Origin of the sequence: Rathayibacter sp. AY1B6, assembly GCF_002932755.1 — a bacterium.
Taxonomy (GTDB): domain Bacteria; phylum Actinomycetota; class Actinomycetes; order Actinomycetales; family Microbacteriaceae; genus Rathayibacter.
Map to the genome: position 1 here is coordinate 51,858 of NZ_PSWL01000014.1, position 26,220 is coordinate 78,077.

A 26,220-nucleotide genomic window follows, 5' to 3' on the forward strand; every position below is an offset into this window, starting at 1 on the left:
AGGCCGACACCGGCGATGGCGGACACGACGAGCCAGAGAACGAGTTCCATGCCGCCAGTCTACCGAGCCCCGGAGCGGATCCTCTCCGCCCCGCTTCCATCCCCCGGCTATGGAATAGCCTGGACAGAGTGACCGACGCCCCCACCCGCGCGAGTGTCGGACTGCGCTCGGAGCGCGGCCCGATCCTGCTGTCCCTGATGATCTCGACCGCTCTGGTCGCCCTCGACGCCACGATCCTCTCGACGGCCGTGCCGTCGATCGTCGCCGACCTCGGCGGCTTCGAGCAGTTCCCCTGGCTGTTCTCGATCTACCTGCTGGCCCAGGCCGTCTCCGTCCCCCTCTACGGCAAGCTCGCCGACGTGATCGGGCGCAAGCCCATCATGCTGATCGGCATCGCGCTGTTCCTGGTCGGCTCGCTCCTGTGCGGCCTCGCCTGGAGCATGCCCGCGCTCATCGCGTTCCGGGCTCTGCAGGGACTGGGGGCCGGAGCGATCCAGCCGATGGGCATCACCATCGCCGGCGACATCTACACGGTCGCCGAACGCGCGAAGACCCAGGGCTACCTGGCGAGCGTCTGGGGCATCTCCTCGGTCGTCGGGCCGACCCTCGGCGGCGTGCTCTCGGACCTGGGCGCCTGGCGCGGCATCTTCCTCGTCAACATCCCCCTGTGCCTCCTGGCGGCGTTCCTCCTGATCCGCAGCTTCCGCGAGACCACGCGGGGCGAGAAGCAGCGGATCGACGTGGCCGGCGCCTCCGTGCTCGCCGTCGGCACCGCGCTGCTCATCCTCGGACTGCTCGAGGGCGGCAGCGCCTGGCCGTGGCTCTCCCCCGCCGGAGTCGGCGTGTTCGTCGTCTCGGCCCTCGCGTTCGCCGGCTTCGTCGCGATCGAGCGGCGTGCGGCAGCCCCGGTCCTCCCCCTCTGGGTCCTCACGCGGCGCGTGCTGATCTCCACCAGCCTCGTCTCGGTGACCGTCGGCGCGATCACGCTCGGCGTCACCTCGTACTTCCCGACCTTCGCGCAGGGCGTTCTCGGCAGCTCCGCCCTCGGCGCGGGCTTCGCCGTCGCCGCGATGACGCTCGGCTGGCCGGTCGCGGCGAGCCTGTCGGGCCGGCTCTACCTGCGCATCGGCTTCCGCAACACCGGCTTCCTCGGAGCGGGGCTCGTCGTGATCGGCACGGCGCTGACCATCCTGCTCGGCTCCTCCTCGACGCTGTGGGAGATCGCCGGCTTCTGCGTGCTGATCGGCGCCGGCATGGGGCTCGTGGCGACTCCGACGCTGATCCGGGCGCAGTCGAGCGTCGACTGGAACGAGCGCGGAGTGGTCTCCTCGACCAACTTCTTCGCCCGGAACATCGGCAGCGCCGTCGCCGTGGCCGTCTTCGGCGCGATCGTGAACGCGAAGGCGGGCGGCGGCGTCCCCGCACCGGCGGACCTCGCCGAGGGCACCCGCTTCGTCTGCATCGCGCTCACGGTCCTCGCCGTGGGCATGCTCGCCGCGGTCTGGGCGATGCCGAAGGAGGGGCGCCCCGCGTCCGAGCGCGCCTAGCCCTCGCGTCGCGCCGCGGCCGTCGCCCGCAGGTGGTCGCGGTGGGTCCGACGCACCCGGTGCGTCCAGCGCTGCAGGGACGACCCCATCCCGGGGTGCCGCGCCAGCGTGTGCAGAGCGCGGTCGAAGCGGCGGAGCATGTCGGCGAAGGCGCCGAACGGGCGCGCCGAGATGCCGACCTCGAGGTGGCGGTCGAGCACGATCCGGTGCCGGAGTCCCAGGTGCACGCTGATCTCGACGTCGTCGTGCACGTAGGCGTCGTGCCGGTGCATCTCCTCCGCGATCTCCTCCCACGCCGACCGGCGGACGGCGCAGTTCGAGCCGAAGAGCGGCCAGTTGGCCAGCGCCGACCCCATCAGCACGAAGTAGGCGTCCATGTAGGCGACCCGCGCGATCACCCGGGCGATCGGACCGAGCTCGTCGAAGCGTCCGGGACCGGTCACCGCTCCGACCTCGGGATCGGCGAAGTGGCCGGCCAGGCGCGCCAGCCAGTCGGGTCCCGGGCGGGAGTCGGCGTCGAGCCGCGCGAGGACGTCGCCGTGCGCCTCGTCGAAGCCGTGCGCCGTGCTCGCCGGGATCCCGGCGCCGTCGTGCCGCACCACCCGCGCGCCCGCCGCCCGCGCGACGGCGGCGCTGTCGTCGGTGCTGCCGTCGTCGACGACGACGATCTCGAACGGAGCGAGCGTCTGCTCGCGGAGGAGCTCGAGCAGCTGCTCGAGGTGGCGGGCGTCGTCCTTCACGGGGACGACGACCGAGATGCGCCGGTGATCCATCCGCCCAGTCAACGCGATCGGGGCGCTCAGCGGGGACACCGCCACGCGTCACGCGCGAGCCCGGACCTGTCAACCGGCTCCCGAGCGCTCCGGAGCCGCTGATGGGATCGATCCGTGTCCGCCGGATCGGCGGCTCGATCGAGACAGGAGACGACATGACTCAGGGACCTCGGGACTTCCGGCCCACCCGTGCACTGGTGACCGCCTCGGACTCCGGCATCGGCCGGGCGACCGCGGTGGCACTGGCCGAGGCGGGAATGGACGTCGGCATCACCTGGCACAGCGACGAGGAGGGCGCGCAGGGCACAGCGGAGGAGGTGCGCTCCCTCGGCCGGCGCGCCGAGATCGCGCGCCTCGACACGACGGATCTGGAGGGCGCGGGCGATGTGATCGACGACCTCGCGGATCGACTGGGCGGGCTCGACGTCGCCGTCAGCAATGCGGGCGGGGGTGGGGGCGAGCCCTTCCTCGAGCAGAGCCTCGACAGCTGGCGCTCGACCGTCGCCCTCAACCTCGACGGTGCGTTCGTCTGCCTCCAGCGCGCCGCGCGGCGCATGGCGGCACAGGGCACGGGCGGCAGGATCATCGCGGTCACCAGTGTCCACGAGCACCAGCCGCGGGTCGGCTCCGTCGCCTACACCGCTGCCAAGCACGGGCTGGGCGGGCTGCTGAAGGTCGCCGCGCTCGAGCTCGGCTCCCTCGGCATCACTGTCAACGCCGTCGCCCCCGGAGAGATCGCCACGCCGATGAACGACGCCGAGGACGTGGACCCCTTCACGCTCGACCGCCCCGGCATCCCTCTCGGCCGCCCCGGCGACGCCCGCGAGATCGCGGCGGTGGTCGCCTTCCTGGCCTCTCCCGCCGCCTCCTACATCACCGGATCCTCGTACGTCGTCGACGGCGGGATGCTGCAGATGGGGCCGCAGGCCGGCTCCCACCTCCGGCAGGACGACTGGCGCGAGGCCTGAGCCGCCGACCACGGCGCCCGCCCGCCGGGTACTCTCGAAGGGGTGCTCCGGCGGGCGGGGCGCCTGCTCCGGGATGTAGGTGACGCACGTGTGGTTCCGGCGTCGACGCAGGTTCAAGATGGAGCCGTACGACCCCGATGAGAACCCGTCGCGCGAGCCCGCCTCCGTCGAGGAGGCCGCCGAGGAGGGCCTGATGCTCGCGCAGTACGCGAGCCGGATGGCCGTGAAGAACCGGGTGCTGATGGACGGCCTCGGCGCCGACGTCCCCTTCGACTCGGGCCGCTACTCCGTGGTCGCCGCGGAGGAGCTCGAGAAGCTGGCGCGCGAGTCCGAGGCGGCCGCTGAGCGCCTCCGCGGCATCGCCGCCGACGTGACCTCGGTGGGCGGCCGCTCCGACCACGTGCACGACTACCGCTCGGCCGACGTCGACAACCTCGACCACCGCGAGCGGCTCTCGCTCCTCGTCGCCGACTCCCTCCACAGGCGGGCACAGGACGAGGAGTACCTCGCGAGGCTCGTCGACGACGCCCGTCAGGACGCGTGGCGCGAACTCGCGCAGTCGATCGAGGAGACCCTCGACCGCACCTCTCGGATCGACCCGGACGACGAGGAGTACCGCCGCGACCGCTCGGTGCGGATGGCGCTCGTGGTCGTCGACGACCTGGTCACGCTGGCGGAGGAGCGCGGCGTCAGCCTCGAGGACTGACGGGCCGGCCGCAGGACGGCGGCACGCGGTACAGGGCTCAGGCCCAGCCGGCGCGGAACGACTCGGTCGCCTCGGCGGAGCGCTCCCGGACCGACTCCAGCAGCTCCTCCATGGTGGAGCTGCGGAGGAACGCGAGCCGGTCGAGCTCGGTGACCGGTGCGACGCCGGCGAGCTGCCAGGCGTGCGCGGCCGGATCCTCGGCGAGCTCGACGACCGCGCCGTAGCGCTGCTCGACGAACTCGCTCGCGACCGCCAGTGCCGTGCGGACCGCCGATTCCGCCGCGGCCAGCGCGGGGGCGTGCTTCTCGTCCCACTCCAGATCGGGCAGGAGCCGGACCTCGGCGCGCGGGTACGGGTCGTCCTCGTACCAGCGGACGACCTCGAAGCGCTCCTCGCCGACCGAGTCGAGCGTGACGAACGACTCCGCCCCGTCGATGTTCAGGATGCGCGCGCGGGCACCGACCGCGAACCGCTGGTCGCCGCCGCCCACCTCCTGGCCGCGCTCGATGAGCACGACGCCGAACGCGAGGGTCTCGTCCTCGAGGACGTCGCCGAGCATCCGCAGGTACCGCGGCTCGAACAGCCGGAGCGGGAGCGGCATGTGCGGCAGGAGCACGGAGCCGAGCGGGAACATCGGAAGGTCAGGCACAGGATCAGGCAATCACGTCGAGCGGGGAGCGGCCAGTACGGGCGCGGCGCGTCGGGACGTGCTAGCGCATGGCGCCACCGCGTCGTCCGCTCGCGAATGCTCGCCACGCCTCGGACGATCTCCGACGGCCCGGCCCCGCCCGCGAGGCTCCCACCCAGACTGGGAGCATGGATCTCGCCGAACTCCGAGCCGTCGTCCGCGCGGACCTGGCCGCCAAGGGCCACGCCTCCGACCGGCTCACCGTCCTCGTCCTCCGACTCGGGCAGTACTCGAGCTCTCGGAGGACCAGACTCCCCCTCCACCTCGTCTACCGCCTCGCCGACCTCGTCTGGACCCGCATGATCGTCGGAGCCGAGCTGCCGCCGACCGCTCAGGTCGGGCCCGGCCTGCGTCTCCCCCACTGGGGCCGCGGTGTGATCCTGCACCCGCGCACGGTCATCGGGAGGAACGCGTTCATCTACCACGGCGTCACCATCGGCGAGTCGAAGGGCCGGACCCCCGTCATCGGCGACGACGTCTACATCGGCGCCCGCGCGACGATCGTCGGGGACGTGACCGTCGGCGACCGTGTGCGGATCGGAGCCGGCGCCGTCGTCGTCCGCGACGTCGCCTCCGACTCGTCCGCGGTCGGCGTACCGGCGAGGACCGCGTCGGCGCCGTCCTGAGGCACGGCCCGTCGGCACGACGGGGCCATCGCGGGACGACCCGCGCGCTCCGACGGGACCGGCATCAGCTCGATGCCCGACCCGGCACTGGAGGGAAGGGACCATTGCGGGTGGAGCGGAGTAGGGCGTACGGGACTTGAACCCGTGACCGACGGATTATGAGTCCGCTGCTCTGACCGGCTGAGCTAACGCCCCGCGGCGGCCGTCCGAGCGGCCGTCAGGTGGCGGCGGGTGCGGACGCTGCGTCGGAGGCCGGAACGGCCACCGGCTCACCACGATACAGGCTCTCGAAGGTGCTGATCGTGCGGTTGATGTCGTGCGCGGCGACGATGCGGAGGGAGGCGCGCTTCATCGCCTCGAAGTCCTCCCGGTCGGCCGTGAGCACGGCGGTGAGGCGCTCGGCGAGGGCCTCGGCGCTGCCCGGAGCGAAGAGGTAGCCGTTCTCGCCGTCGTGCACGAGGTGCGGGAGGGCCATCGCGTCGGCGGCGACGACGGGGAGGGCCGAGGCCATCGCCTCCATCGTCGCGATGCTCTGCAGCTCGGCGATGGACGGCATGGCGAACACGGTGGCGCGGGTGTACGCCTCCTTGAGATCGGCGTCCGAGACGTAGCCGGTGAAGCGGACACGGTCGGCGATGCCGAGGGTCGTGGCGAGCTGCTGGAGGTTGCGCATCTGGTCGCCGCCGCCGACGATCTCGAGCTTCGCGTCGAGCGCCGGGTCGAGCAGGGCGACCGCGCGGAGCAGGACGTCGATGTGCTTCTCGCCGGTCACCCGGCCGACGAAGAGGATCGAGTTGCCGGCGCGCGCCTCGAAGTCGGGCGTGTAGTTGTCGGCGTCGATGCCGCAGGAGATCGAGTGGACGCCTCGGAGGCCCGTGTACTTCTCGAGGAACTGCGCGGCCTTGCGGGTCGGCGTGGTGACCGCCTCGGCCCGGCCGAAGGTGCGGCGCGCGGCCCGCCACGCCATCGCCACGGCCTTGGCCTGCACCGCCTTCGGCAGGAGGGTGAACTCGAGCATGTTCTCGGGCATGAAGTGGTTCGTGCCGACGATGCGGATGCCGCGCTTGGCCGCCTCGATCCCGAGGCCGCGGCCGACGATGATGTGCGACTGGAAGTGCACGACGTCGGGCTTCACCTCGTCGAGGATGCGCGCGCTGTTCTGCCGGATCCGCCACGGCATCGCGAAGCGCAGCCAGTCGTGCGGGTACCAGCGCCAGCTGTAGAGGCGGTGCACGATGATCCGCTGGCCCTCGTGCGTCTCGACCCGGGTGCCGCTCCAGCCGTCGGCCGAGGGGGCGACGACGTGCACCTCGTGGCCGCGCTGCGCGAGACCGGCGGCGAGGCGCTCGGCGAACTTCGCGGCTCCGTTCACGTCGGGGGCGAAGGTGTCGCAGCCGATCACGACCGTCAGCGGTCGGGAGTCGGGCGATCCCGGTCGGGACGCGTCGCGGGGATCTGACACGGGAGGTCCTATCGGTGTCGTGCCGCTCGGGGAGAGAAGGGAGCGATCGGCGGAGGTCGGTCGGTTTCGTGGCTCTCGGCGCGGACCCATTGTAGGCAGAGGAGTCCTCACCACCCGGGATCCCGCGCCGTCAGCGCGCCTGCGGGTGGTGCTTGGCGAGGAGGAAGACGCCGTAGATGGCGACGGCACCGGCCGCGATGAAGAGCGGGATCGCCCACGGTGCCGCGTACTGCGCCTCCCCGAGCACGACGATGCCGATCGCGACGGCGACCAGCGGGTCGATGACGGTGAGGCCCGCGACGACGAGGTCCGGCGGGCCGGAGGAGTACGCGTTCTGCACGAAGTACCCGCCGAGCGCCGTGGCGGCCAGGAGCGCCACGATGCAGACCACCGTCAGCGGGTCGAACTCGCCGTACTTGATGCGGTTGAGCACGACCTTCGCGAGCGTCGCGACGAAGCCGTAGACCACTCCGGCGCCCACGATGTAGAAGATCGCCTTCGCTCCGCGGCGGAAGACGCGGAAGGCGATGACGAAGACCGTGAGCACCACGGCGAGGATCACGAGGATCGTGATGAGCTCGGGCGTCTGGATCGATTTGTCCACCGCGTTGAAGGCCGCGACGAGGACGAACGTGCCGACGCCCCCGACGCAGAGGACGATCGCCCGGATCGACGCGGTGTTCAGGCGCACCCTGCTGACCCGTGCGTTCACGACCGCGGTGATCACGAGCGCCACCGCTCCGAGCGGCTGCACCACGATGAGCGGGGAGAAGCCGAGGCTGGTCAGCTGGAAGACGATCGCGAGACCCAGGAGGAGGGTGCCGATCACCCACGAGGGGCGCGAGAGCAGCGCGACCAGCTGGCCGCCGCTGAGCCCGGAGGAGCCGGAGCGCTTCGAGAACCGCTCCACCTTCGCCACTCCGCGGTGCTGGAACTGCGCGCCGAGGGAGAGGAACACCGCGCCCACGAGGGCGATCGGGATGCCGATGAACTTCGCCGGGTCGTTGAGGAGTTCGGCGAGATCGGCGGGCATGGGGTCGACCCTACCCAGAACGCCTCCGGGAGTCCTCCGACGCACGGGTGAGGGTCTGAGCCCAGCGGATGATCCTCGCGGACCCGGTCGGCGGCCCCGCGGTACCCTGTCCCCCATGGCCGTCCTCCCCATCCGCATCGCCGGCGACCCCGTCCTGCACTCCCCCGCCGCCCCCGTCATCGAGTTCGACGACGCGCTGCGCACCCTCGTCGCCGACATGTTCGAGACGATGGACACCGCCCCCGGAGTCGGCCTCGCCGGCCCGCAGGTCGGCGTCCCGCTGCGCCTGTTCGTCTACGACTACGCCGACGACGACGGCACCCCCCGCCGCGGCGTCGCGATCAACCCCGAGCTGTACGTCACGCCGACCCCGCTCGGCGAGGCGGACGAGGACACGGAGTCGGAGGGGTGCCTGTCCTTCCCCGGCGAGCGCTTCCCGCTCCGCCGCTCCGAGCGCGCGATCCTCCGCGCGGTCGACCTCGAGCAGGAGCCGTTCGAGATCGTCGCGGACGGCTGGTTCGCCCGAGTGTTCCAGCACGAGTTCGACCACCTCGACGGCGTGCTCTACATCGACCGCCTCGAGCACGACTACCACAAGCCGGTCGCGAAGATCACCCGCAAGCGCGGCTGGGGCGGACCCGGCGTCTCGTGGCTGCCCGGCGTGGAGCACCTCGAGGACTGACTCGGGCCGCGAGAACGCAGGAGTCGTCGCACTCGAGCGCGAGTGCGACGACTCCTGCGGACTCGGGCGGCGGGCGGGCGGCCTCACTGCTCGCGATCGGCTTCCCGAGGAGGTGCGTTCCGCGAAGCGGGCCCTGTCGGACTAGCCGGGAAACCCTGACAGGTCGACCCCGTGCACGCCGTTGTGGTGGCGGATCGCGGGGAACGAGGCGGTGACGCTCCGGCCGACGCCGGGCGTCCGCTTCTCGGTCACGTCGCCGCCGAAGAGGGCGGCGCGCTCGCGCAGCTCGGCGAGCGCGGGGCTGTCGATGCGCTCGGTGAGCGAGCGCAGGTCCGCCTCGAGAGCGCTGGCGTCCTGCTCCGCCGCGCCGTGCTGCTCGCGGTCGTCGTCGACCTCCACCCGCAGGCCCGTGGTCGTCCACCGGGAGCTGATGCGGACCTCGGTCCCCGCGCCGCCGGTCTCCAGCGCCGAGTCGAAGGCGTACTCGAGCACCCGGAGCACGGCCACCTCGGCGCCGTCCTGCAGCGGGAACGGCTCGCCGAACGACTCCTCGCGGACGCTCAGGCCGCGCTCGCGGGCACCCTCGATCAGAGGGGCGGATCCGCCGGTGCGCGGCAGCTCCCCCGGATCGACGGAGGCGATGGTCGCGATGCGGCGCAGCTGCGCCAGCGAGGCCTCGGCCGCCCGCACGGCACGCTGCGCCGACCGCGCGGCTGCGGCGGGGTCGCGGTCGATCGTGAGCCGGACGCTCTCGGCCTCCTCGACGACGTGCGCGGCGCTGCGGACCGCGAGCTGCTCGAGCTCGCCGACGATGCGGAGTCTCGCCTCCTGCTCGCCGACCGCCAGCTCGAGGCGGACGACGCGCGCCGCCTCCTCCGCACGGCTCGCGGCGGCACGGCGCTCGGCGCCGACGGCGCGGCGCCACAGCACGACGACCGCGACCAGGGCGATCAGGGCGAGGACGAGGACGACTTCGAGCACGACGGCCTCCGGGGGACGGGACGGGTTCGGCACAGGAGCGCCGGAGAGAGATCGTACCCGCGCCCCGGACAGCGGACCTGAGGCCGCGGAGGGGGTTGCGGAGCCGCCTCAGCCGACGGCGCGCACGGAGCGGGTCACCGTGAAGCGGCGGTCGCGGGCCACCACCGAGGTCGGCCCGACCGCCCGGCGCAGCTCGGCCGGGTGCGCGAGGTGGGAGTTGAAGACCGTCCACAGCACGCCTCCGGGGCGCAGCACGCGGCCGGCCGCACGGAGCATGCGCCGGGCGACGAGGTCGGTGACGGCTCCGTCGGAGTGGAACGGCGGATTGCAGAGCACGACGTCGACCGAGGACGGCTCCAGCGTCGAGGCGTTGTCGTCGCGGAGGACGCGGACGGGCAGCTCGTTGGCCGCCGAGGTCGCCCGGGCGGACTCGACCGCGGCACGCGAGGTGTCCGTCGCGGTCACGGCGAGGTCGGGGCGGGCCCGGGCCACGACGGCGGCGAGCACGCCGGTTCCGCAGCCCAGGTCGAGGGCGGTGCCCGCGGGGAGGGAGTCGAGGTCGAGGGCGGCGAGCAGGGCGCGGGTGCCGAGGTCCAGGCGCGCCCCGGCGAAGGCTCCCGGCAGCGCCACGACCTCGAGGTCGAGCTCGACCAGACGGCGCCGCTCGGGCCCGGGCACGGGCGGCTGGTCGGGGAGGGCGCCGCTCGCGAGCAGGGCGCGCGACTTCTGACGGGCGAGGGAGACGTCGATCCGCTCGTAGCGCGCGGCGAGCACGTCGTTCATCGTGCGGGTCATGTGCTTGATCCGGCCGGCGCCGATCAGGGTCGCCGCCGGATCCGCGAGGGCGGTCTCGGCGGCGACGGCGGCCAGGGCGTCGAGCGATCGCGGCAGGCGCAGGAGGACCGTGTCGGCGTCGCGGACGGCCTCGGCGACGGAGTCGACGATCTCGATCGGCGCGAGGTCGACGCCCGACGCGCGCACCGTCTCGAGGTTCTTCGCCAGAGCGCGCTCGGCGGTGATCGAGTCCTGCACGACGCGCACGTCACGGCCGTCTGCGGCGAGGCCGAGGCTCAGCGCCCCGTAGGCGTCCCCGATCACGGCGATGCGGCCGCGGTCGGCGGCGAGGTCGAGCAGCAGGCGGTCGCTGGCGTCGACGGCGACGAGATCCGGCGCCTCGACGTCGGGACGACGGCGCAGGAGGGCGAGCACGTCGTCTCGCATCGCGCCTCCCATCGTCGGTCCGAGCGCATGGGCCCTCGAGGGCGACCGCTCGCGGGCACGAAAAAAGGGCCCGAGAGTGGAGTCCCGGACCCTTCGCTCCCCGACTTGGACTCGAACCAAGAACCTACCGGTTAACAGCCGATTGCTCTGCCAATTGAGCTATCGAGGATCATCCGACCACCCGGAGGCGATCAGCGCGGTACTACTTTAGCAAACTCTCCGCGAACGCAAAATCGGGCGCGCACTCAGTAGCCGGAGCCCGGGTCGACACGGCCGACGAACGGCTCGCCGGCGGCACAGGCGGCCACGTTGGCGCGCACGCGCTCGGCCAGGAGCGGCGCGGTGATCTCGGGGGTGTCCGCGCTGTGGGGCGTGATCAGGCACCGGGGCTCGCTCCACAGCGGATGCCCGTCGGGCAGCGGCTCGGGGTCCGTCACGTCGAGCGCGGCACCCGCGAGACGGCCCTCGGCGAGGGCGGCGACGAGCGCGTCCGTGTCGACGAGGCTTCCCCGCGCGACGTTGACGAGCACGGCGCGGGCGGGGAGCCGCGCGAGCAGACCCGCGTCGATCATCCGCTCCGTGCCCGCGGTGGCGGCGGCGGCCAGGACCAGCACGTCGGCGTCCGCCGCGGCTTCGGCGAGCCCCGACGCCGGCAGGGTGCGGGCGGCGCCCTCCACCGGCTCGTCTCCGCGGCGGACGATCGTCACCCGGCAGTCGAAGACGGCGAGCAGCCGCAGGAGCTCGCGAGCGATCCCTCCCGCTCCGACGATCACCACGGAGGCGCGGTGCAGCGTGACCGCCTTCTTCGGCCCCCACGACTCGGCGCGCGCCCGCTCCGGCAGCGAGCGCAGGAGGGCGAGCACCAGCGCGAGCGCGTGCTCGGCCACCGGCTCCGCGTAGGCGCCCTTGGCGCTGGTCCAGACCACGGCCGCGCGGGACGCGGCGAGCACGGGCGCGAAGACGTCGACGCCGGCCCAGGGCAGCTGCACCCAGCGGATCGTCGGGTGCTCCTCCAGCACCGCGGCCAGCTCGTCGGTGCGGCCGTAGGACAGCCAGAGCACCGCGTCCGGGCTCTCGTCGAGTCCGACGACCACTCCCCCGCCCGACTCGACCGCCTCGGCGAACACCGGCTTCGGCCGCGGGAGCACCGCGACGCGCGGGACGGTCACTGGTCGGCCGCCTCGACGCGCTGCGCCCGGGAGGCGTCGAAGCGCTCGTACTCGGCGAAGGCCGCTCCGAGCTCGCGCACGTAGGGGTGCCGGGCCTCGATCAGCACGTCCAGCAGCGGACCGTAGGCGACGACCTCGCCGCCGACGAGCACCGCGATCCGGTCGGTCGCCCGGCTCAGCACGTCGATGTCGTGACTGACCACGACGGCCGCGAAGCCCTCCCGGCGCCGCAGATCGGCGAGGAGGTCGACGATCGACTCGCGCACCGTCGCGTCGATGCCCGAGGTCGGCTCGTCGGCGATCAGCACCTTCGGGCCGAGCACGAGTGAGCGGGCCACGGCCACGCGCTGGCGCTGGCCGCTGGAGAGCTCGTAGGGGTAGCGGTCCAGCAGGAACAGCGGCAGGTGCACGGAGTCGAGCAGCGTCGCCACCCGCACCGCCGCGGCCTTCGGGTCGTAGTGGCGGTCGCGGAGGAAGATCGGCTCGGCGATCAGCTCCGAGACGGTCAGCTCGGGGCGGAGGGTCGCGCCGGCGTCCTGCGCGAGATGCGCGACGTCGACGGTGAAGCGCTTGAGCTCGCGGGCGGGGAGGGAGCGGAGGCGGTGCCCTGCGACCGTCGCGTCCCCTCCGATGATCACGGGGCGCGTGCGGCCGCCGTCGTGCCCGAGGCCGTCGCCGCCGAGCACGCGCGCGAGCGTGGACTTGCCCGAGCCGCTGCCGCCGAGGATCCCGAGCACCTCCCCCGGCTCCACCCGGAGGCTCACTCCCCGCAGCGCCGTCCACCGGCGGCTGATGCCGCGCGGGGGGTACTCGACGCTGAGGTCGTCGACGACGATGGGGGCCGGATCCCCGGCGGTCCGGCTCACGCCCGGCGCTCCGCCTCGACGATGCTGCGCAGGAGCTCGCGCCGCGAGGCCTGCTCGACCGGGTCGGGCACGGGCAGGGAGGCGAGCAGTCGCTGCGTGTAGGGGTGCTTCGGCGCGGCGAGCACCTCGGCTCCCGTCCCCTCCTCGACCAGCTCGCCGCGGTAGAGCACCGCGATGCGGTCGGCGAGCAGGTCGACCACGGCGAGGTCGTGGCTGATGAACAGCGAGGCGAAGCCGAACTCGCGCTGCAGCTCGGCGAAGAGCTCGAGTACGCGCGCCTGCACCGACACGTCGAGCGCCGAGGTCGGCTCGTCGGCGATCAACAGCTTCGGCTCCAGGGCGAGGGCCCGGGCGAGGCTGGCGCGCTGGCGCTGGCCGCCGGAGAGCTCGTGCGGGTAGCGGTCGCCGTAGGAGCGGGGCAGCTGCACCGCCTCCAGGAGCTCGTCGACGCGCGAGCGCGCCCCGGCGGCGTCGCCGGCCCGCCCGTGCACGATCAGCGGCTCGGCCACGCACTCGGCGATGGTGAGCAGGGGGTTGAAGCTCGACGCCGGGTCCTGGAACACGAAGCCGATGTCGCCGCGGACCGGCCGGAAGGCGCGCTCGCGGATGCCGCGCATCTCCTTGCCGAGGACCTTCAGCGACCCGCCGGTCACCGGCGTCAGGCCCGCGATCGCGCGCCCGATGGTCGTCTTGCCCGAGCCGCTCTCGCCGACGAGGCCGAGCACCTCGCCCGCGCGGATGCGCAGCGAGACGCCGTCGACCGCGACGAAGCCGGGGCGGCCGAGCCGGCCGGGGTACTGGATCCGCAGGCCCTCGGCGGCGACGAGCGTCTCGGCCTCGGGGGCCTCGGCGCGCTCGACGGCACGGACGCGGGCGCGCTCGACGCCCTGGCCCACGTGCGGGACGGCGGCGAGGAGCTTCCTGGTGTACTCGGCCTTCGGCGCCGAGAACAGCTCGGAGACCGTCGCCTCCTCGACCAGCTCGCCCTGGTACATCACGGCGACGCGGTCGGCCAGGTCGGCGACGACGCCCATGTTGTGGGTGATCAGCACGATCGAGGTGCCGAACTCGTCGCGGCACCGGCGGAGCAGGTCGAGGATCTCGGCCTGCACGGTCACGTCGAGGGCCGTGGTCGGCTCGTCCGCGACGATCAGACCGGGGTCCAGGACCAGGGCCATCGCGATGACGACGCGCTGCTTCTGGCCGCCCGAGAACTGGTGCGGGTAGTAGTCGACCCGCTTCTCCGGCTCCGGGATGCCGACGGTGCGCAGGACGTCGATCGCGCGCCGCCGCGCCTCCTTCTTCGAGACGGAGCCGTGGGCGCGCAGCCCCTCCGCGATCTGCCAGCCGACCGTGAAGACCGGGTTGAGGGCGGTGCCCGGCTCCTGGAAGACCATGGCGACGTCGGTGCCGCGCAGCTCCCGGAGGCGCGCCTTGGGCACGGAGACGACGTCGGTCGCCGCGCTGCCGTCCTTCTTCGAGAGCAGGACCACTCCGGAGGCGGTGGCCGTCTCGGGCAGGAGGCCGAGGATGGTCTTGGCGGTCACGGTCTTGCCGCTGCCGGACTCGCCGACGATCGCCAGGACCTCGCCGCGCTCCACGCGCAGGCTCACGCCGGCGACGGCGCGGACGGCTCCGCGGTCGCTCGCGAAGGCGACCTCGAGGTCGGTGATGTCCACGATCGGACGCGCTGAGGCGTCCCGGACGGTGCGCTGGTCGCTCATCGCGTCCCCTCCACTCCGGCGACGGGGTCGTGCCCCGGCGTCTCCAGGCCGTCGGCGGCGAGGACGCCGCCCGGCACGACGGACGTCGCGGCGACGTCGCCGGCGCCGGCGGCCACCGCGCGCCGACCGCGCAGGCGCGGGTCGGCGAGGTCGTTCAGGCTCTCGCCCACGAGGGTGATGCCCAGCACCACGAGCACGATCGCGAGACCCGGGAAGACCGAGGTCCACCAGATGCCGCTCGTGACGTCCGACAGCGCCTTGTTGAGGTCGTAGCCCCACTCGGCGGCCGACGTCGGCTCGATGCCGAAGCCGAGGAAGCCCAGGCCCGCGAGGGTCAGGATCGCCTCGGAGGAGTTGAGCGTGAAGATCAGCGGCAGCGTGCGCGTCGCGTTGCGCAGGACGTGGCGGAACATGATCCGCGGCGTCGACGCTCCGATCACCTTCGCCGACTCGACGAAGGCGTCGCCCTTGATCCGCACGGTCTCGGCCCGGATCACGCGGAAGTACTGCGGGATGTAGACGACGGTGATCGAGACCGCCGCGGCGAAGATGCCGGCCCAGAGGTTCGACTGCCCGCCGGAGATGACGATCGACATCACGATCGCCAGCAGCAGGGTCGGGAACGCGTAGATCGCGTCGCAGATCACGACGAGCACGCGGTCGAGCCAGCCGCCAAGGTAGCCGGAGACGAGGCCGAGGAAGACGCCGAGGAAGATCGACAGGACCACGGCGACGACGATCACGAGGAACGCGGTCTGCGCTCCCCAGATCACGCGCGAGAGGACGTCGTAGCCGCCGACGGTGGTGCCGAGCAGGTGCTCCGCGCTCGGCGGCTCCTGCGCTCCGAACGACTCGCCGCCCGAGCGCAGCTGCGAGTAGCCGTAGGGCGCGATGAGGGGCGCGAACAGGGCCACCAGCAGGAACGCGCCGGTGATGATGAGGCCGGTGACGAGCATCCCCCGCTGGAGGCCGACGCTCTGCCGGAGCTGGTGGACGACCGGCAGGCGGTCGACGAGGCGGCGGCGCGGGCGCGCCGGGGAGGTGGTGCTCATGCTCAGTACCTCACTCGCGGGTCGATGAGCGCCGCGATGACGTCGACGATGAAGTTGGTCAGCGCCACGATGACGGCGAGCAGGGCGACGATGCCCTGCACGGCCACGAAGTCGCGGGCCTGGAGGTACTCGGCGAGCTGGAAGCCGAGGCCCTTCCACTCGAAGGTGGTCTCGGTGAGGACGGCGCCGCCGAGCAGCAGGGCGATCTGCAGGCCGATCACGGTGATGATCGGGATGAGCGCCGGCCGGTAGGCGTGCGTGCGGACGAGCCGGAACTCGCTCACTCCGCGCGAGCGCGCCGCGTCGACGTAGTCGGTGCCGAGCGTGCCGATCACGTTGGTCCGCACCAGGCGCAGGAAGATGCCCGCGGTCAGCAGGCCCAGCGCGACGGCGGGGAGCACCGCGTGCGAGAGCACGTCCGAGATCGCGGCCGGGTCGCCGGTCTGGATCGCGTCGATGAGGTAGATGCCGGTCTTGTTCTCGAGGAACTGGAGCGAGAGCTCGGTGCTCGTCGAGGCGCGCCCGGCGACGGGGAACCACTTCAGCCAGACGGAGAACACCAGCTTCAGCAGCAGGCCCGCGAAGAACACCGGGGTCGCGTAGCAGAGGATGGCGAAGATGCGCAGCACCGCGTCGGGCGTGCGGTCGCGGTGGTAGGCGGCGAGCATCCCGAGCGGGATGCCGACCAGGAACGCCACGATCAGGGCGTAGAAGGCGAGCTCGACCGTCGCGGCACCGTAGGTGAGGAGCACCTCGGTGACGGGGCGGTTGTCGCTCAGGGTGGTGCCGAAGTCGCCGGTCAGCAGCTTGCCGAGGTACTCGAGGTACTGCACGATCAGCGGCCGGTCGTAGCCGGCGGCGGCCACGCGCTCGGCGAGCTGGTCGGCGGTCAGGCGGCCGCCGAGGGCCGCTGTGATCGGGTCGCCCGTGGAGCGCATGAGGAGGAACACCAGCGTCACGAGGATGAAGACGGTGGGGATGATGAGCAGGAAGCGGACGAGCAGGTAGCGCCCGAGTCCGCCCCCGGAGCCGCGCGGTCGCCGGGTGGGCGCCGTCGCCGCAGCCGTCGTGGCTGTCGTCACGTGATGCCTTTCGTGGAGAACGGCCGGCGCCTCCTGTCGGGGAGGCGCCGGCCGCGAGGGGGTGGATCAGCCCTTGCTGAGTGCCGCGTAGCGGAACTTGAACGAGGCGTCGAGGGTGTCCTCGGCTCCGCTCACCGTGCTGCCGACGACCGCCACCTGCGAGCCCTGCAGGTAGGGGACGGTTGAGAGCTGCGCCGCGACCTTCTCCTGGATCTGCTCGATCAGCGCGGTGCGCGCGTCGGCGTCGGTGGTCGAGACCTGCTGCGCGATCAGGCTCTGCACCTCGGCGTCGTCGAAGTGGTTCGCGAGGAAGTTCTCCTTGATGAAGAACGGCGAGAGGTAGTTGTCGGCGTCGGAGTAGTCGGGGAACCAGCCGAGCTGGTACGCCGGGTAGACGTCGCTCGAGCGGTCCTTCGAGTACTGCACCCACTCCGTGGTCTGCAGGTTCACGGTGAAGAGGCCGGTCGACTCCAGCTGGTCCTTGATCAGAGCGTACTCGTCGCCCGAGGACGGACCGTAGTGGTCGTTCGAGTACTGCAGGTTCAGGGTGACCGGAGAGGTGACGCCGGCGGCCTCGAGGGTCGCCTTCGCCTTGTCCGCGTCGGGCGCGCCGTTGCCGTCGCCGTAGAGCGACTTGAGCGGCTCGACCGCGCCGGTCAGGCCCGCGGGGACGTAGGAGTAGAGGGGGGTGTAGGTGCCCTTGTAGACCTGGTCGGCGATCTCGTCGCGGTCGATCAGGTCGGCGACGGCCTGGCGCACGGCGAGGGCCTTCGCGCTGTCGGCCTCACCGGTGGTCGCGCCGAAGGGCTGCGTGTCGAAGTTGAAGACGATGTAGCGGATCTCGCCGCCGGGTCCGTCCACGACCTTGACCGTGTCGTTGCCGCGGAGGTCGTCGATGTCCGTCGCCGAGAGGCTGCGGAACGCGACGTCGATGTTCCCCTCCTGGATGTCCAGCTTGAGGTTGGACGAGTCCGCGTAGTACTTGACGTTGACGGTGTCCGTCTTCGCCTCGCCCAGCACGCCCTGGTAGTCCGGGTACGCCTTGTACTGGATGAGGTTGTTCACGTCGTAGTTCGCGATCGTGTACTGCCCGGCGAAGGCGTCGCCCGAGACGATGTCGGCGTCCGCCGTCAGCTCGTCGGCCGAGAAGACCTCCTCGTCCACGATCGGGCCGGCGGGGCTCGAGAGGATCTGCGGGAAGGTCTGGTCGTTCTCGGACTTGAGCGTGAAGACCACGGTCGTGTCGTCCGGAGCCGCGACGCTGTCGAGGTTCGCCAGGAGCGAGGACGGGCCGTTCTCGGCCGCGATGCCGACCTGGCGGTCGAAGGAGAACTTCACGTCGGAGGAGGTGAGGTCGTGGCCGTTGGCCCACTTCAGTCCCTCCTTCAGCTTCACGGTGTACTCCGTGGGCGCGGTGAACTCCGCCGACTCGGCGATGTCGGGCTCGACGTCCGGGCTGCCGTAGGGGGTGTTCATCAGGAACGGGAACACCTGGTTCATCACGGCGAACGAGCCGTTGTCGTAGGAGCCCGCGGGATCGAGAGTCGTGATCTTGTCGGTGGTGCCGATGGTCAGGGCCCCTCCGGCGCTGCCGCCGGACGAGTCGTTCCCGCCGGCGGCGCAGCCCGTCAGCACGAGCGCGACCGCGGCGAAGCCTGCGGCGGCGGCCAGTGCACGGGTGCCGCGAGTGGATGCGGAATTCATCTCCGTCTGCCTCTTCCTGTCAAGGATGGGATGCGGGCGCGCTCCGGGCGCGCGGACTCTCGGCACACAGATCTCCTGTGGGCTGTGGCGTCACGACACTGGACGCCCGCATTGCTGTTCCTCATGGGTAACACAGTTGTGAGCGCTCTCCGAACCGGCACGGGCGTGCGGCCGATTTCTTCACACGACCGCAACACGCTCACTCCGTGCGCAGCGCCCGCTTCTCGCGCTCGAGCTCGACCAGGCGCACCTGCACCGCGCGCGCCATCACGGGATCGGCGGACGCGCGCTGCAGCGCCCCGCGCAGCTCGGCGATCTCGCGGAGCAGGTCGCGCTCGATGAGCGAGATCGCCACGTCGCGGGAGTAGCGGGCGAGCCCCTCCTCGTCGGCGGCGGGGATCGGCGCCACGGCGAGCTGGCGCACCAGCGAGGCGAAGGGGCCGGGGACGTCGTCGGCGACGTGCTCGACCCAGTCGCGGTCCTCCGCCCGCTCGAGGTTCGCGACCACGGCGTCGCGGACCACGCGGAGGGTCTCGTTCGTGACCGCCGCGTGCGCCGCCCGGGCCAGGAGCTCCGGCCCCATCGCCTGGGGCAGCTGGAGCATCGCCATCAGCGCCTCGCGCTCGATCCGCGTGACGACGTCGACGGGCAGGTCGGCGATGCGCGCGCCGAGGGGCGCCTCGGCCGTGTGCGACTCGCCGCCGCCCCGGCCGCCCTGCTGATCGCGGCCCTCGGGTCCGGAGGAGCGGGGCCGGGATCCGGCGGAGCGCACCGCGGAGTTGACCTCGGCCATGTCCAGGCCGAGCATCCGGGCGAGCTCGCGGGAGTAGCCGGGCCGCAGCGCCGGGTCGCGGATCTCCGCGACGACCGGGGCGGCCGCGCGCAGGGCCGCGATCCGGCCCTCGACCGTCTCGAGGTCGTAACGGTCGAGCAGCTGCCGGATCACGAACTCGAACATCGGCTTCTTGTCGTCGATGAGGCGGCGGACGGCGTCGTCGCCGCGGTTCAGGCGGAGGTCGCAGGGGTCCAGGCCCTCGGGCGCGACGGCGACGAAGGTCTGCGCGGCGAAGCGGTGCTCCTCCTGGAACGCGCGCATCGCGGCCTTCTGGCCCGCCGCGTCGGGGTCGAAGGTGAAGACGACCTCGCCGACGCCGCTGTCGTCGCCCAGCACCCGGCGCAGCACCTTGATGTGGTCGACGCCGAAGGAGGTGCCGCAGGTCGCGACCGCGGTGGTGACGCCGGCGAGGTGGCAGGCCATGACGTCCGTGTAGCCCTCCACGACGACCACCCGGTGCCCGCGGGAGATGTCGCGCTTGGCGAGGTCGAGCCCGTAGAGCACCTGGGACTTGTGGTAGACCGGCGTCTCGGGGGTGTTGAGGTACTTGGGGCCCTTGTCCTCCTCGAGGAGGCGGCGGGCGCCGAAGCCGACGGTCTGGCCGGTCACGTCGCGGATCGGCCAGACGAGGCGGCCGCGGAAGCGGTCGTAGACGCCGCCGCGATTGTTGCTGCTGACCAGGCCGGCCGTCGTCAGCTCCTCCTCCGAGAAGCCGCGGCGCTTGAGCGCGGTGGTGAGCCCGTCCCAGCCGTCGGGCGCGAAGCCGACGCCGAAGCGGTCGGCGGCGGCGCGGTCGAAGCCCCGCTCGCCGAGGAAGCGCCGGCCGACGTCGGCGCCCGGGGTCGCGAGCTGCTCGCGGAAGTACTCCTCCGCGGCGTCGTTCGCGGCCAGGAGGCGCGCGCGCCCGCCGGTCTCGGGTGCGCGGCCGTCGCCGTCCTCGTACTGCAGCGGGAAGCCGATGCGCCCGGCGAGGCGCTCGACGGTCTCGCTGAACGAGCTGTGGTCCATCTTCATGACGAAGCTGTAGACGTCGCCCGACTCCTGGCAGCCGAAGCAGTGGTAGAAGCCGGCCTGCGGGCGGACGTGGAAGCTGGGGCTGCGCTCGTCGTGGAAGGGGCAGAGGCCCTTCAACGAGCCGATGCCGGCCGACTTCAGCGTGACGTACTCGCCGATCACGTCGCCGATGTTCACCCGCGCCTTGACCTCCTCGACATCTGACTGTCGGATCCGAGGCATGGGGTCCATCGTATCGGCCGCCGGGGCCGCCGAGCCGGGGTGGGGAGAACTGCACCAGGGCGGCGCGGATCACCCCGAGACCTGTGATCCACCCGCACCCCGAGATCAGGGTCATCCCTGATCCGCACCCGCCCGCCGTCTCCGAGGATCGACCCATGCCCCCTGCCGCCTCCCGCCCGCCTCTCCTGCGCGCTCTGCTCGTCGCCCTGCTCGGCGGGCTCGTCCTGGGCGGGCTCACCAGCCTGCTGCAGGGCTCCCTCCCGCCGTCGGTGAGCTCGTTCGCCAACTCCTCCGGGGGCTGGTCGATGCTCGTGTTCGCGCTCGTGCGCCTCGGCGGCGCCCGGCCGGTGGCGGCGGCCGCGCTCGGACTGCTGAGCTTCTGGGCGCTGCTCGAGGGCTACGACCTCGTGACCGCGGCGCGCGGCTTCGGCTACTCGCTCCCCTTCACCGACGTCTTCTGGCTGCTCGCCGTCCCCGCCGGGCCGATCCTGGGGGCCGCCGCCGCCCTCACCCTCCACGGCTCGACGACGTGGCGCGTCCTGGCCGTCGCGCCGCTCTCGGGCGTGCTGATCGGCGAGGGCGTCTGGGCGCTGGGCGCGGTCGCCGACACCACGAGTCCGGTGTACTGGTGGATCCAGATCGTCCTGGGCGCGGGCTTCCTCGTCCTGGCCGTCGTGCGGAGGAGGCCCCGGGCACTCGTCCGGCTCGCGGCGCTCGGCGTCACCGCGGCGGCCTCCGTCGCCTTCTTCGTCGTCTACTCCGCGCTGTGAACCGCTCGAGAGCGTCGTCGCGGAGCCTCCGCGCACTCGCGGGTTCCGCCCTCCTCCTGGCCCTCACCGGGTGCACCGGCACGGTGGACACCCCGGTCACGCCTGCGTCGTCCGCCTCCGTGCCGTCGCCGGCACCCTCCGCCACCCCTCCTCCGATCGACGTCTCCGCCGAGCTGGCCGCGCTCGAGAGCGAGTTCGACGCCCGGATCGGCGTCAGCGCGGTCGACACCGGCTCGGGCCGCCGCGTCGAGCACCGGTCGAACGAGCGCTTCGGCTACGCCTCGAGCCTCAAGGCCCTCGCCGTGGCGGAGTTCCTGCGCACGGTCCCCGCCGCTGAGCGGGACGAGGTGGTCACCTGGACCGCCGCCGACGTCGAGGCAGCGGGCTACTCCCCCGTCACGGAGGAGAGCACCGCCACCGGCCTGCCGCTGTCGCAGCTCGCCGAGGCGGCGGTCCGCCGGAGCGACAACACGGCGCTGAACCTGGTGCTCCGGCGCATCGGCGGACCCTCCGCGCTCGACCGCGGACTCGAGGCTCTCGGCGACACCACCACCGAGGTGGTGAACGAGGAGCCCGCGTTGAACACGATCGAGCCCGGCAGCACCGAGGACACCACCACCCCGGCCGCGTTCACCGCGGACCTCGCCGCGGTCGCCACGGGTGAGGTGCTGTCCGCAGAGGACCGCGCGCTCCTGCTCGCCTGGATGAGCGGCAACGCGACCGGCGACACGCTCGTCCGGGCGGGTGCTCCGGCCGGCTGGAGCGTCGCGGACAAGTCCGGAGGCGCCGGCGGGATCCGCAACGACGTCGCCGTGGTGACGCCGCCCGGGCGGGACGCGGTCGTGCTGTCGATCCTCACGGCGCGCAACGACCCCGAGGCGGACTACGACGACGCGCTCGTCGCCCGCGCCGCGGCCGTCGTGCTGGGAGCGCTGCAGTAGCGTCGGCCAGGCGTCAGCAGTGCCGGTTCACGTACCCCGCTGCGCCACGGGGGACGACGTCGCGGTCACGGAGGGTGACCGAGATGCTCCGGCCCTGCGCGGCGCAGGCCTCGGCGTAGGCCGACCGGCCGTTGTCGGTGTACTCGATCTCGGAGACCTGTCGCCCGTAGACGTCCGTGTAGGCCGTGCACTCGTCGTAGACCTGGCACTCCTCGACGACCGCGAAGTCGAAGCCGACCGTCCTCTTCCCGGCAGCGGCGAGGTCGGCCCCGTTCTTCTGGCCGATCGCCAGGCCGGCGCGGTGAGCGCGCGCCGTCAGGAGGGTGGCGAACGCCAGCGCCTGCGACGTCGTCAGCCTCCCGCCCGAGCGGGTGTAGCTGTCCAAGTTGTCGGCCTCGACGGCGTCGAAGCCGTCCTCGGCGCATCCGTCGATCCAGGCGCCGACGATCGCGAGCAGAGCGGTCCGCTTCGCGGAGGTCGAGACGTCGAAGAGGTACTCGTCCGGCCAGCCCGGGTCGGCGAGGGGCTTCCCGTCCGCTCTCCTCACCAGGAGCTCGGGGTGCCGCTTCGCGAAGGCGGCGCTCTCTCCGGGCTGGGTCTGGAAGGCGTTGACGTAGCAGATGCTGTACCGGCCGGCGGCGGGCGCGTCCGTGCGATCGCGGTCGACGATCGTGACGCTCGACGCCGGAGCGTAGGCGCCTCCGAGCTGGTAGTCGAGGACGCCGTTCGCGGGAGGCAGCAGGGGTGCCGCCGAGGCCGCGGCGGGCTGGACCAGCAGCAGGCCGGCGACGACGAGGGCGAGGAGGCCGAGACGGGGACGACGCGGCCTCATCCGGGGGCTTTCTGCGTGCGCCCTGCAGCTCGCCCGCCCGTGGCCGCCGGCAGCGCGCCGAGTGCGAGCTCGCCGATGCCCGCGATGCGGTCCGCCGGTGCTCCGTCGCGGGCCTGCGTCGACATCCCGCTGAGCACGGCGACGACGAAGGCGGCGACGGATCCGGCGTCCGTCTCCGGCGGCACGTCGCCCTCCTCGATCCCGCGCTCGACCCGGGCGGCGATGAGCGCCTCCATCTCGCGGCGACGAGCCTCGAGCCGCGGTTCGCTCAGCACGAAGCAGCCCGCCGGAGTTCCGGGCGCGGAGTACCCCTCCGCACTGACGCGGACGACGGCGGCGACGGCCTCCCGCGCGGTCGGCCGGTCGAGCAGCTCCTCGAGCACGGCGTTCGCGGTGCCGGAGTAGCAGGCGGCTGCGGCCTCGAAGAGCTCGTCCTTGTCGCCGAAGGCGGCGTAGAGGCTCGGTGCCGAGATGCCGATGTCGCGGGTGAGCACCGCGACCGTGGTCTCGTCGTAGCCGTCGCTCCAGAAGCGGTTCATCGCGGTCCGCAGCGCCGCCTCGCGGTCGAAGCTCCTCGGTCGTCCTGCCATGAGCACCAATCTATAGCAGGCGCTACGGAATATGCTAGCGTCCTCGCCACACGTTCTTTATCGATCGCTACAGAAAGCGGGACACCATGCAGATCCACGACTCCACCGCCCTCGTCACCGGCGCCAACCGGGGCATCGGCGCCGAGTTCGTCCGGCAGCTCCGCGCCCGCGGGGCCCGCACCGTCTACGCCGCCGCCCGTGACGTCTCCTCGATCCCGGTGAGCGAGGGCGTGGTCCCCGTCGCCCTCGACGTCACGGACCCGGCGCGCATCGAGCAGCTGGCCGCCGAACTCGGCGACCTGCAGATCCTCGTCAACAACGCGGGCATCGCGCCGACCGTTCCCTTCCTGACCGGTGACATCGCCGAGATCCGCCGGACCGTCGAGACGAACGCGTTCGGACCGCTCCTGCTGGCCCGCGCCTTCGCCGGCCACCTGCGCCGCGCGGGCGGCGGCGCCGTGCTCAACGTGCTGTCCGTGTCGTCCTTCACGTCGTTCCCCGGCGCCGAGTCCTACTCGATGTCGAAGGCCGCGGCGTGGAGCGCGACCGACGGCCTCCGCCTCGCTCTCGCCGAGCAGGGCACCCAGGTCCTCGGCCTGCACATGGGGTTCGTCGACACCGACATGGCGTCCTGGACGGACGCGCCCAAGTCCTCGCCCGAGGCGATCGTGACCGCCGCCCTCGACGGCCTCGAGCGCGGCGACTCCGAAGTGCTCGCCGACGACATCGCCCGCAGCGTCAAGGCCGGCCTCGCCCTCGACCCGGAGGAGCGCTACGGGCAGCTGCTCGCCGGCTGACCCTCGGCCCGTGGCGTCACCGGCGGTCGTCGTCGATGCCGCGGAGGTCGAGGACGAACCGGTAGCGCACGTCGTTCCGCGCCAGCCGGCGGAGGGCGGACCCGATCTCCGCGACCGGCAGCACCTCCACCTCCGCGGTGACGCCCTCAGCGGCGCAGAAGTCGAGCAGATCCTGCGTGTACCGGCGCCCTCCGCTCCCGGCCGAGGCGAGCCGCTTCCGGCCGACGAGCAGGTCCAGGACGTCGAGCGTCACCGTGCCGAGGTGCCCGAGGAGGAACAGGGTGCCATCGAGGGCGAGCACGCGCAGGTACGGTGCCGGGTCGTGCGGGGCGGACACCGTGTCGATCACGACGTCCAGCGAGTCGCGGGCGGCGGCGAGCGCCTCCGTGTCGGTCGTGACGACGACGTGCTGCGCTCCGAGCCGGCGGGCGTCCGCCTCCTTGCCCGCTGACGTGGTCAGGAGCGTGACCTCGGCGCCGAGAGCCGCGCCGAGGCGGACCGCCAGGTGGCCGAGTCCGCCGAGGCCCGCCACACCGAGGCGGGTCCCGGGCCCGACTCCCGAGGCTCTCAACGGCTCCCAGACCGTGATCCCCGCGCAGAGCAGCGGTGCGGCCGCTGCCGGATCCAGGCCCTCGGGGAGCGCGTAGGCGAACCGCTCGCTCACGACGTACCGGCCGGAGTAGGCCCCGAGCGTCGGCGTGCCGTCGACCCGGTCCGCCCCGCCGTAGGTGAGAGTCGGGAAGCGCGCGCAGAAGTTCTCCTGACCCGCGCGGCACATGCCGCACTCGCCGCACGAGTCGACGATGTTCCCCACCGCGACCGAGTCGCCCGGGCGGAACGCCGTGACTCCCGAGCCGACGGCGAGGACCTCGCCGACGAACTCGTGGCCGGGCACCAGCGGGAATCCCGCGTCCGCGCCCAGCGCGTGGAGGTCGCTGTGGCAGACGCCGCAGAAGTCGACGCGGATGTCGAGGTCGTCGGCGCGCAGCTCGCGCCGCTCGATGACGGCGGGGTGGAGGGAGTCGCCGGGACGCTCGGCGAGGAGTGCGGTGGTGAGCATGCCGGAAAGACTACCTACCGGTTGGTAGCTTTCGCGGGATCGTCAGCGGAGTCGCAGGGCCGCGTCGACGACCTCTCCCAGCGCCGCTCGTCGGCGCTGGTGCACCGGGTCCGGGTCGCCCTGGTCGGCGACCGTGGTGACGGAGCCCTGTGCCCAGGCCGCGGCGGTCGCGATGAGGAGCGTCCAGAGATCGGCCGGCTCGAGGTCGGGCCGGAGGACGCCGGCGCGCTGCTGCTCCGCGATGTCGGCCAGGTTCGCCTCGTCGATGCCCTCGTTGCCCCCGTACAGATAGCCGGCCGGTTCCTGCTCGAGCCGCTTCCACATCACCAGGCGCATCAGCGCAGGGTCGGCCAGGTAGTCGTCGTAGAGCCGTCTCGCGTAGCCCGCGGGGTCCGCCGCAGTGAAGGGCACCCGCTGGGCGTTGGCGAGCACGTGCTCGTCGAACACCGCGTCGAACAGCCGTTCCTTCGCTCCGAAGTGCGAGTACAGCATCGGCTTGCTCATCCCCGATCGTGCCGCGATGCGGTCGACCCGTGCTCCCGCCAGCCCGTGCGCCGCGAACTCCTCCGTCGCCGCCTCGAGGATCCGCTGCCGTGTCCGCTCCGCTCCCACGCCCTCACCGTACCCGCCGCCCCCGCGCTCCCTCGCGCCCGCCGAGCGGCGCCCCTGGCCGACAGTCCGATCCGCCCGCCCGCAGACCGCCCCGGGCGGGCGCACCTGCTCCACCGCTCGCCCCCTGTCGCCATGTCGACCACGGTGACGCCGGGCCGCAACGGGCGCGCCCCGGCACCCCCGAACGGCCGATCCGCGTACCAGCGGATCGCCCTAGGCGGACGCACCTGCTCCACCACTCGCCCCCTGTCGCCACGTCGACC

General features: G+C 72.7%; 25 protein-coding genes and 2 tRNA genes. 8 read left to right on the plus strand and 19 right to left on the minus strand.

The genetic code is table 11. From position 1 onward, the window contains the following. The first annotated feature begins 197 nt into the window (after positions 1–197). On the plus strand, positions 198–1,547 hold the full coding sequence (locus C5D08_RS09285; RefSeq protein ID WP_104276834.1) for an MFS transporter: 1,350 nt from the start codon (positions 198–200) through the stop codon (positions 1,545–1,547). On the opposite strand, the gene C5D08_RS09290 is transcribed toward C5D08_RS09285, so the two are convergent. Next, the gene (locus C5D08_RS09290; protein ID WP_104276798.1) at positions 1,544–2,320 is read right to left on the minus strand and encodes a glycosyltransferase family 2 protein; all 777 of its coding nucleotides are present in this window, start codon (positions 2,318–2,320) and stop codon (positions 1,544–1,546) included. The two genes, C5D08_RS09285 and C5D08_RS09290, sit on opposite strands and share 4 nt — an antisense overlap. Before the next feature lie 155 nt (positions 2,321–2,475). On the opposite strand from C5D08_RS09290, the gene C5D08_RS09295 reads away from it, so the two are divergent. Both C5D08_RS09295 and C5D08_RS09300 read left to right on the plus strand, forming a co-directional pair. Next, complete coding sequence (locus C5D08_RS09295) at positions 2,476–3,288, plus strand: SDR family oxidoreductase (RefSeq protein ID WP_104276835.1); 813 nt, start codon at positions 2,476–2,478, stop codon at positions 3,286–3,288. Positions 3,289–3,406: 118 nt separating this feature from the next. After that, a complete protein-coding gene (locus C5D08_RS09300; protein ID WP_104276799.1) occupies positions 3,407–3,994 on the plus strand; it encodes a hypothetical protein in 588 nt (195 codons plus the stop codon). A 37-nt stretch (positions 3,995–4,031) separates the two neighbouring features. Here C5D08_RS09300 and C5D08_RS09305 read toward each other — a convergent pair whose 3' ends face one another. Continuing rightward, positions 4,032–4,643: an LON peptidase substrate-binding domain-containing protein gene (locus C5D08_RS09305; RefSeq protein ID WP_244229436.1), complete on the minus strand. Its 612-nt coding sequence runs from the start codon at positions 4,641–4,643 to the stop codon at positions 4,032–4,034. A gap of 167 nt (positions 4,644–4,810) precedes the next feature. Between C5D08_RS09305 and C5D08_RS09310 the strand changes: the two genes are divergently transcribed. Beyond that, a complete protein-coding gene (locus C5D08_RS09310; protein WP_104351027.1) occupies positions 4,811–5,308 on the plus strand; it encodes a serine acetyltransferase in 498 nt (165 codons plus the stop codon). Positions 5,309–5,429: 121 nt separating this feature from the next. Here the strand turns inward: C5D08_RS09310 and C5D08_RS09315 are convergent. From C5D08_RS09315 to C5D08_RS09325, 3 genes are all read right to left on the minus strand, one after another. Then, a tRNA-Ile gene (locus C5D08_RS09315) sits at positions 5,430–5,503 on the minus strand. A 22-nt stretch (positions 5,504–5,525) separates the two neighbouring features. Beyond that, positions 5,526–6,770 carry a glycosyltransferase gene (locus C5D08_RS09320; RefSeq protein ID WP_258067373.1) on the minus strand — a complete coding sequence of 415 codons (1,245 nt, stop codon included), beginning with the start codon at positions 6,768–6,770 and terminating at the stop codon, positions 5,526–5,528. Between the two features lie 130 nt (positions 6,771–6,900). After that, positions 6,901–7,803, minus strand: coding sequence for a DMT family transporter (locus C5D08_RS09325; RefSeq protein ID WP_104276802.1), 903 nt, complete (start codon positions 7,801–7,803; stop codon positions 6,901–6,903). Between the two features lie 115 nt (positions 7,804–7,918). On the opposite strand from C5D08_RS09325, the gene def reads away from it, so the two are divergent. After that, positions 7,919–8,485, plus strand: a complete 567-nt coding sequence (def, locus tag C5D08_RS09330) for a peptide deformylase (RefSeq protein ID WP_104276803.1) — start codon at positions 7,919–7,921, stop codon at positions 8,483–8,485. 141 nt (positions 8,486–8,626) lie between these two features. Here the strand turns inward: def and C5D08_RS09335 are convergent, their stop codons facing one another. The 10 genes from C5D08_RS09335 to dnaG form a co-directional block, all read right to left on the minus strand. Next, positions 8,627–9,466, minus strand: a complete 840-nt coding sequence (locus C5D08_RS09335) for a hypothetical protein (RefSeq protein WP_104305124.1) — start codon at positions 9,464–9,466, stop codon at positions 8,627–8,629. Positions 9,467–9,574: 108 nt separating this feature from the next. Further along, positions 9,575–10,687, minus strand: a complete 1,113-nt coding sequence (locus C5D08_RS09340; RefSeq protein ID WP_104276836.1) for a class I SAM-dependent methyltransferase — start codon at positions 10,685–10,687, stop codon at positions 9,575–9,577. A 96-nt stretch (positions 10,688–10,783) separates the two neighbouring features. Then, positions 10,784–10,856 (minus strand) — tRNA-Asn (locus C5D08_RS09345). Positions 10,857–10,932: 76 nt separating this feature from the next. After that, on the minus strand, positions 10,933–11,856 hold the full coding sequence (locus C5D08_RS09350; protein WP_258067374.1) for an NAD(P)-dependent oxidoreductase: 924 nt from the start codon (positions 11,854–11,856) through the stop codon (positions 10,933–10,935). Beyond that, complete coding sequence (locus C5D08_RS09355) at positions 11,853–12,722, minus strand: ATP-binding cassette domain-containing protein (protein WP_104276805.1); 870 nt, start codon at positions 12,720–12,722, stop codon at positions 11,853–11,855. The genes C5D08_RS09350 and C5D08_RS09355 overlap by 4 nt, the downstream gene beginning before the upstream one ends. Next, positions 12,719–14,446 carry an ABC transporter ATP-binding protein gene (locus tag C5D08_RS09360; RefSeq protein ID WP_104276806.1) on the minus strand — a complete coding sequence of 576 codons (1,728 nt, stop codon included), beginning with the start codon at positions 14,444–14,446 and terminating at the stop codon, positions 12,719–12,721. The genes C5D08_RS09355 and C5D08_RS09360 overlap by 4 nt, the downstream gene beginning before the upstream one ends. Then, a complete protein-coding gene (locus C5D08_RS09365) occupies positions 14,443–15,498 on the minus strand; it encodes an ABC transporter permease (RefSeq protein ID WP_104238213.1) in 1,056 nt (351 codons plus the stop codon). Before C5D08_RS09365 ends, C5D08_RS09360 begins: the two co-directional genes overlap by 4 nt. Positions 15,499–15,500: 2 nt before the next feature. Beyond that, complete coding sequence (locus C5D08_RS09370) at positions 15,501–16,580, minus strand: ABC transporter permease (RefSeq protein ID WP_104223444.1); 1,080 nt, start codon at positions 16,578–16,580, stop codon at positions 15,501–15,503. Between the two features lie 66 nt (positions 16,581–16,646). Then, entirely contained in the window at positions 16,647–18,284 is a 1,638-nt protein-coding gene (locus C5D08_RS09375; RefSeq protein ID WP_104276807.1) for an ABC transporter substrate-binding protein, read from the minus strand. Positions 18,285–18,483: 199 nt separating this feature from the next. Continuing rightward, positions 18,484–20,355: a DNA primase gene (gene dnaG, locus C5D08_RS09380; RefSeq protein ID WP_104276808.1), complete on the minus strand. Its 1,872-nt coding sequence runs from the start codon at positions 20,353–20,355 to the stop codon at positions 18,484–18,486. A 155-nt stretch (positions 20,356–20,510) separates the two neighbouring features. Here dnaG and C5D08_RS09385 point away from each other — a divergent pair, with 155 nt between their 5' ends. Both C5D08_RS09385 and bla read left to right on the plus strand, forming a co-directional pair. Beyond that, positions 20,511–21,125 (plus strand): DUF6518 family protein, encoded by a 615-nt coding sequence (locus tag C5D08_RS09385; RefSeq protein ID WP_181110086.1) that lies wholly within the window; start codon positions 20,511–20,513, stop codon positions 21,123–21,125. Next, positions 21,122–22,066, plus strand: a complete 945-nt coding sequence (gene bla / locus C5D08_RS09390) for a class A beta-lactamase (protein ID WP_104276809.1) — start codon at positions 21,122–21,124, stop codon at positions 22,064–22,066. Before C5D08_RS09385 ends, bla begins: the two co-directional genes overlap by 4 nt. 13 nt (positions 22,067–22,079) lie before the next feature. Here bla and C5D08_RS09395 read toward each other — a convergent pair whose 3' ends face one another. Both C5D08_RS09395 and C5D08_RS09400 read right to left on the minus strand, forming a co-directional pair. Further along, entirely contained in the window at positions 22,080–22,898 is an 819-nt protein-coding gene (locus C5D08_RS09395) for an endo alpha-1,4 polygalactosaminidase (protein WP_104276810.1), read from the minus strand. Continuing rightward, positions 22,895–23,488 carry a TetR/AcrR family transcriptional regulator gene (locus tag C5D08_RS09400; protein WP_146086073.1) on the minus strand — a complete coding sequence of 198 codons (594 nt, stop codon included), beginning with the start codon at positions 23,486–23,488 and terminating at the stop codon, positions 22,895–22,897. Before C5D08_RS09400 ends, C5D08_RS09395 begins: the two co-directional genes overlap by 4 nt. A gap of 86 nt (positions 23,489–23,574) precedes the next feature. On the opposite strand from C5D08_RS09400, the gene C5D08_RS09405 reads away from it, so the two are divergent. Continuing rightward, positions 23,575–24,285, plus strand: a complete 711-nt coding sequence (locus C5D08_RS09405) for an SDR family oxidoreductase (RefSeq protein ID WP_104276812.1) — start codon at positions 23,575–23,577, stop codon at positions 24,283–24,285. A gap of 16 nt (positions 24,286–24,301) precedes the next feature. Here C5D08_RS09405 and C5D08_RS09410 read toward each other — a convergent pair whose 3' ends face one another. Together C5D08_RS09410 and C5D08_RS09415 are read right to left on the minus strand one after the other, a co-directional pair. Beyond that, positions 24,302–25,345 carry an NAD(P)-dependent alcohol dehydrogenase gene (locus C5D08_RS09410; RefSeq protein WP_104276813.1) on the minus strand — a complete coding sequence of 348 codons (1,044 nt, stop codon included), beginning with the start codon at positions 25,343–25,345 and terminating at the stop codon, positions 24,302–24,304. Positions 25,346–25,387: 42 nt separating this feature from the next. Next, a complete protein-coding gene (locus C5D08_RS09415; RefSeq protein WP_104276814.1) occupies positions 25,388–25,957 on the minus strand; it encodes a TetR family transcriptional regulator in 570 nt (189 codons plus the stop codon). Between the last annotated feature and the right edge of the window lie 263 nt (positions 25,958–26,220).

Excerpts from the sequence above, each read along its gene's own strand:
- dnaG (WP_104276808.1), bottom strand. The coding sequence starts at position 20,355 with ATGCCTCGGATCCGACAGTCAGATGTCGAGGAGGTCAAGGCGCGGGTG.
- C5D08_RS09410 (WP_104276813.1), bottom strand. The coding sequence starts at position 25,345 with ATGCTCACCACCGCACTCCTCGCCGAGCGTCCCGGCGACTCCCTCCAC.
- def (WP_104276803.1), top strand. The coding sequence starts at position 7,919 with ATGGCCGTCCTCCCCATCCGCATCGCCGGCGACCCCGTCCTGCACTCC.
- C5D08_RS09340 (WP_104276836.1), bottom strand. The coding sequence starts at position 10,687 with ATGCGAGACGACGTGCTCGCCCTCCTGCGCCGTCGTCCCGACGTCGAG.
- C5D08_RS09385 (WP_181110086.1), top strand. The coding sequence starts at position 20,511 with ATGCCCCCTGCCGCCTCCCGCCCGCCTCTCCTGCGCGCTCTGCTCGTC.
- C5D08_RS09285 (WP_104276834.1), top strand. The coding sequence starts at position 198 with ATGATCTCGACCGCTCTGGTCGCCCTCGACGCCACGATCCTCTCGACG.
- C5D08_RS09375 (WP_104276807.1), bottom strand. The coding sequence starts at position 18,284 with ATGAATTCCGCATCCACTCGCGGCACCCGTGCACTGGCCGCCGCCGCA.
- C5D08_RS09360 (WP_104276806.1), bottom strand. The coding sequence starts at position 14,446 with ATGAGCGACCAGCGCACCGTCCGGGACGCCTCAGCGCGTCCGATCGTG.
- C5D08_RS09290 (WP_104276798.1), bottom strand. The coding sequence starts at position 2,320 with ATGGATCACCGGCGCATCTCGGTCGTCGTCCCCGTGAAGGACGACGCC.
- C5D08_RS09400 (WP_146086073.1), bottom strand. The coding sequence starts at position 23,488 with ATGGCAGGACGACCGAGGAGCTTCGACCGCGAGGCGGCGCTGCGGACC.
- C5D08_RS09365 (WP_104238213.1), bottom strand. The coding sequence starts at position 15,498 with ATGAGCACCACCTCCCCGGCGCGCCCGCGCCGCCGCCTCGTCGACCGC.
- C5D08_RS09405 (WP_104276812.1), top strand. The coding sequence starts at position 23,575 with ATGCAGATCCACGACTCCACCGCCCTCGTCACCGGCGCCAACCGGGGC.
- C5D08_RS09395 (WP_104276810.1), bottom strand. The coding sequence starts at position 22,898 with ATGAGGCCGCGTCGTCCCCGTCTCGGCCTCCTCGCCCTCGTCGTCGCC.
- C5D08_RS09295 (WP_104276835.1), top strand. The coding sequence starts at position 2,476 with ATGACTCAGGGACCTCGGGACTTCCGGCCCACCCGTGCACTGGTGACC.
- C5D08_RS09325 (WP_104276802.1), bottom strand. The coding sequence starts at position 7,803 with ATGCCCGCCGATCTCGCCGAACTCCTCAACGACCCGGCGAAGTTCATC.
- C5D08_RS09310 (WP_104351027.1), top strand. The coding sequence starts at position 4,811 with ATGGATCTCGCCGAACTCCGAGCCGTCGTCCGCGCGGACCTGGCCGCC.
- C5D08_RS09300 (WP_104276799.1), top strand. The coding sequence starts at position 3,407 with ATGGAGCCGTACGACCCCGATGAGAACCCGTCGCGCGAGCCCGCCTCC.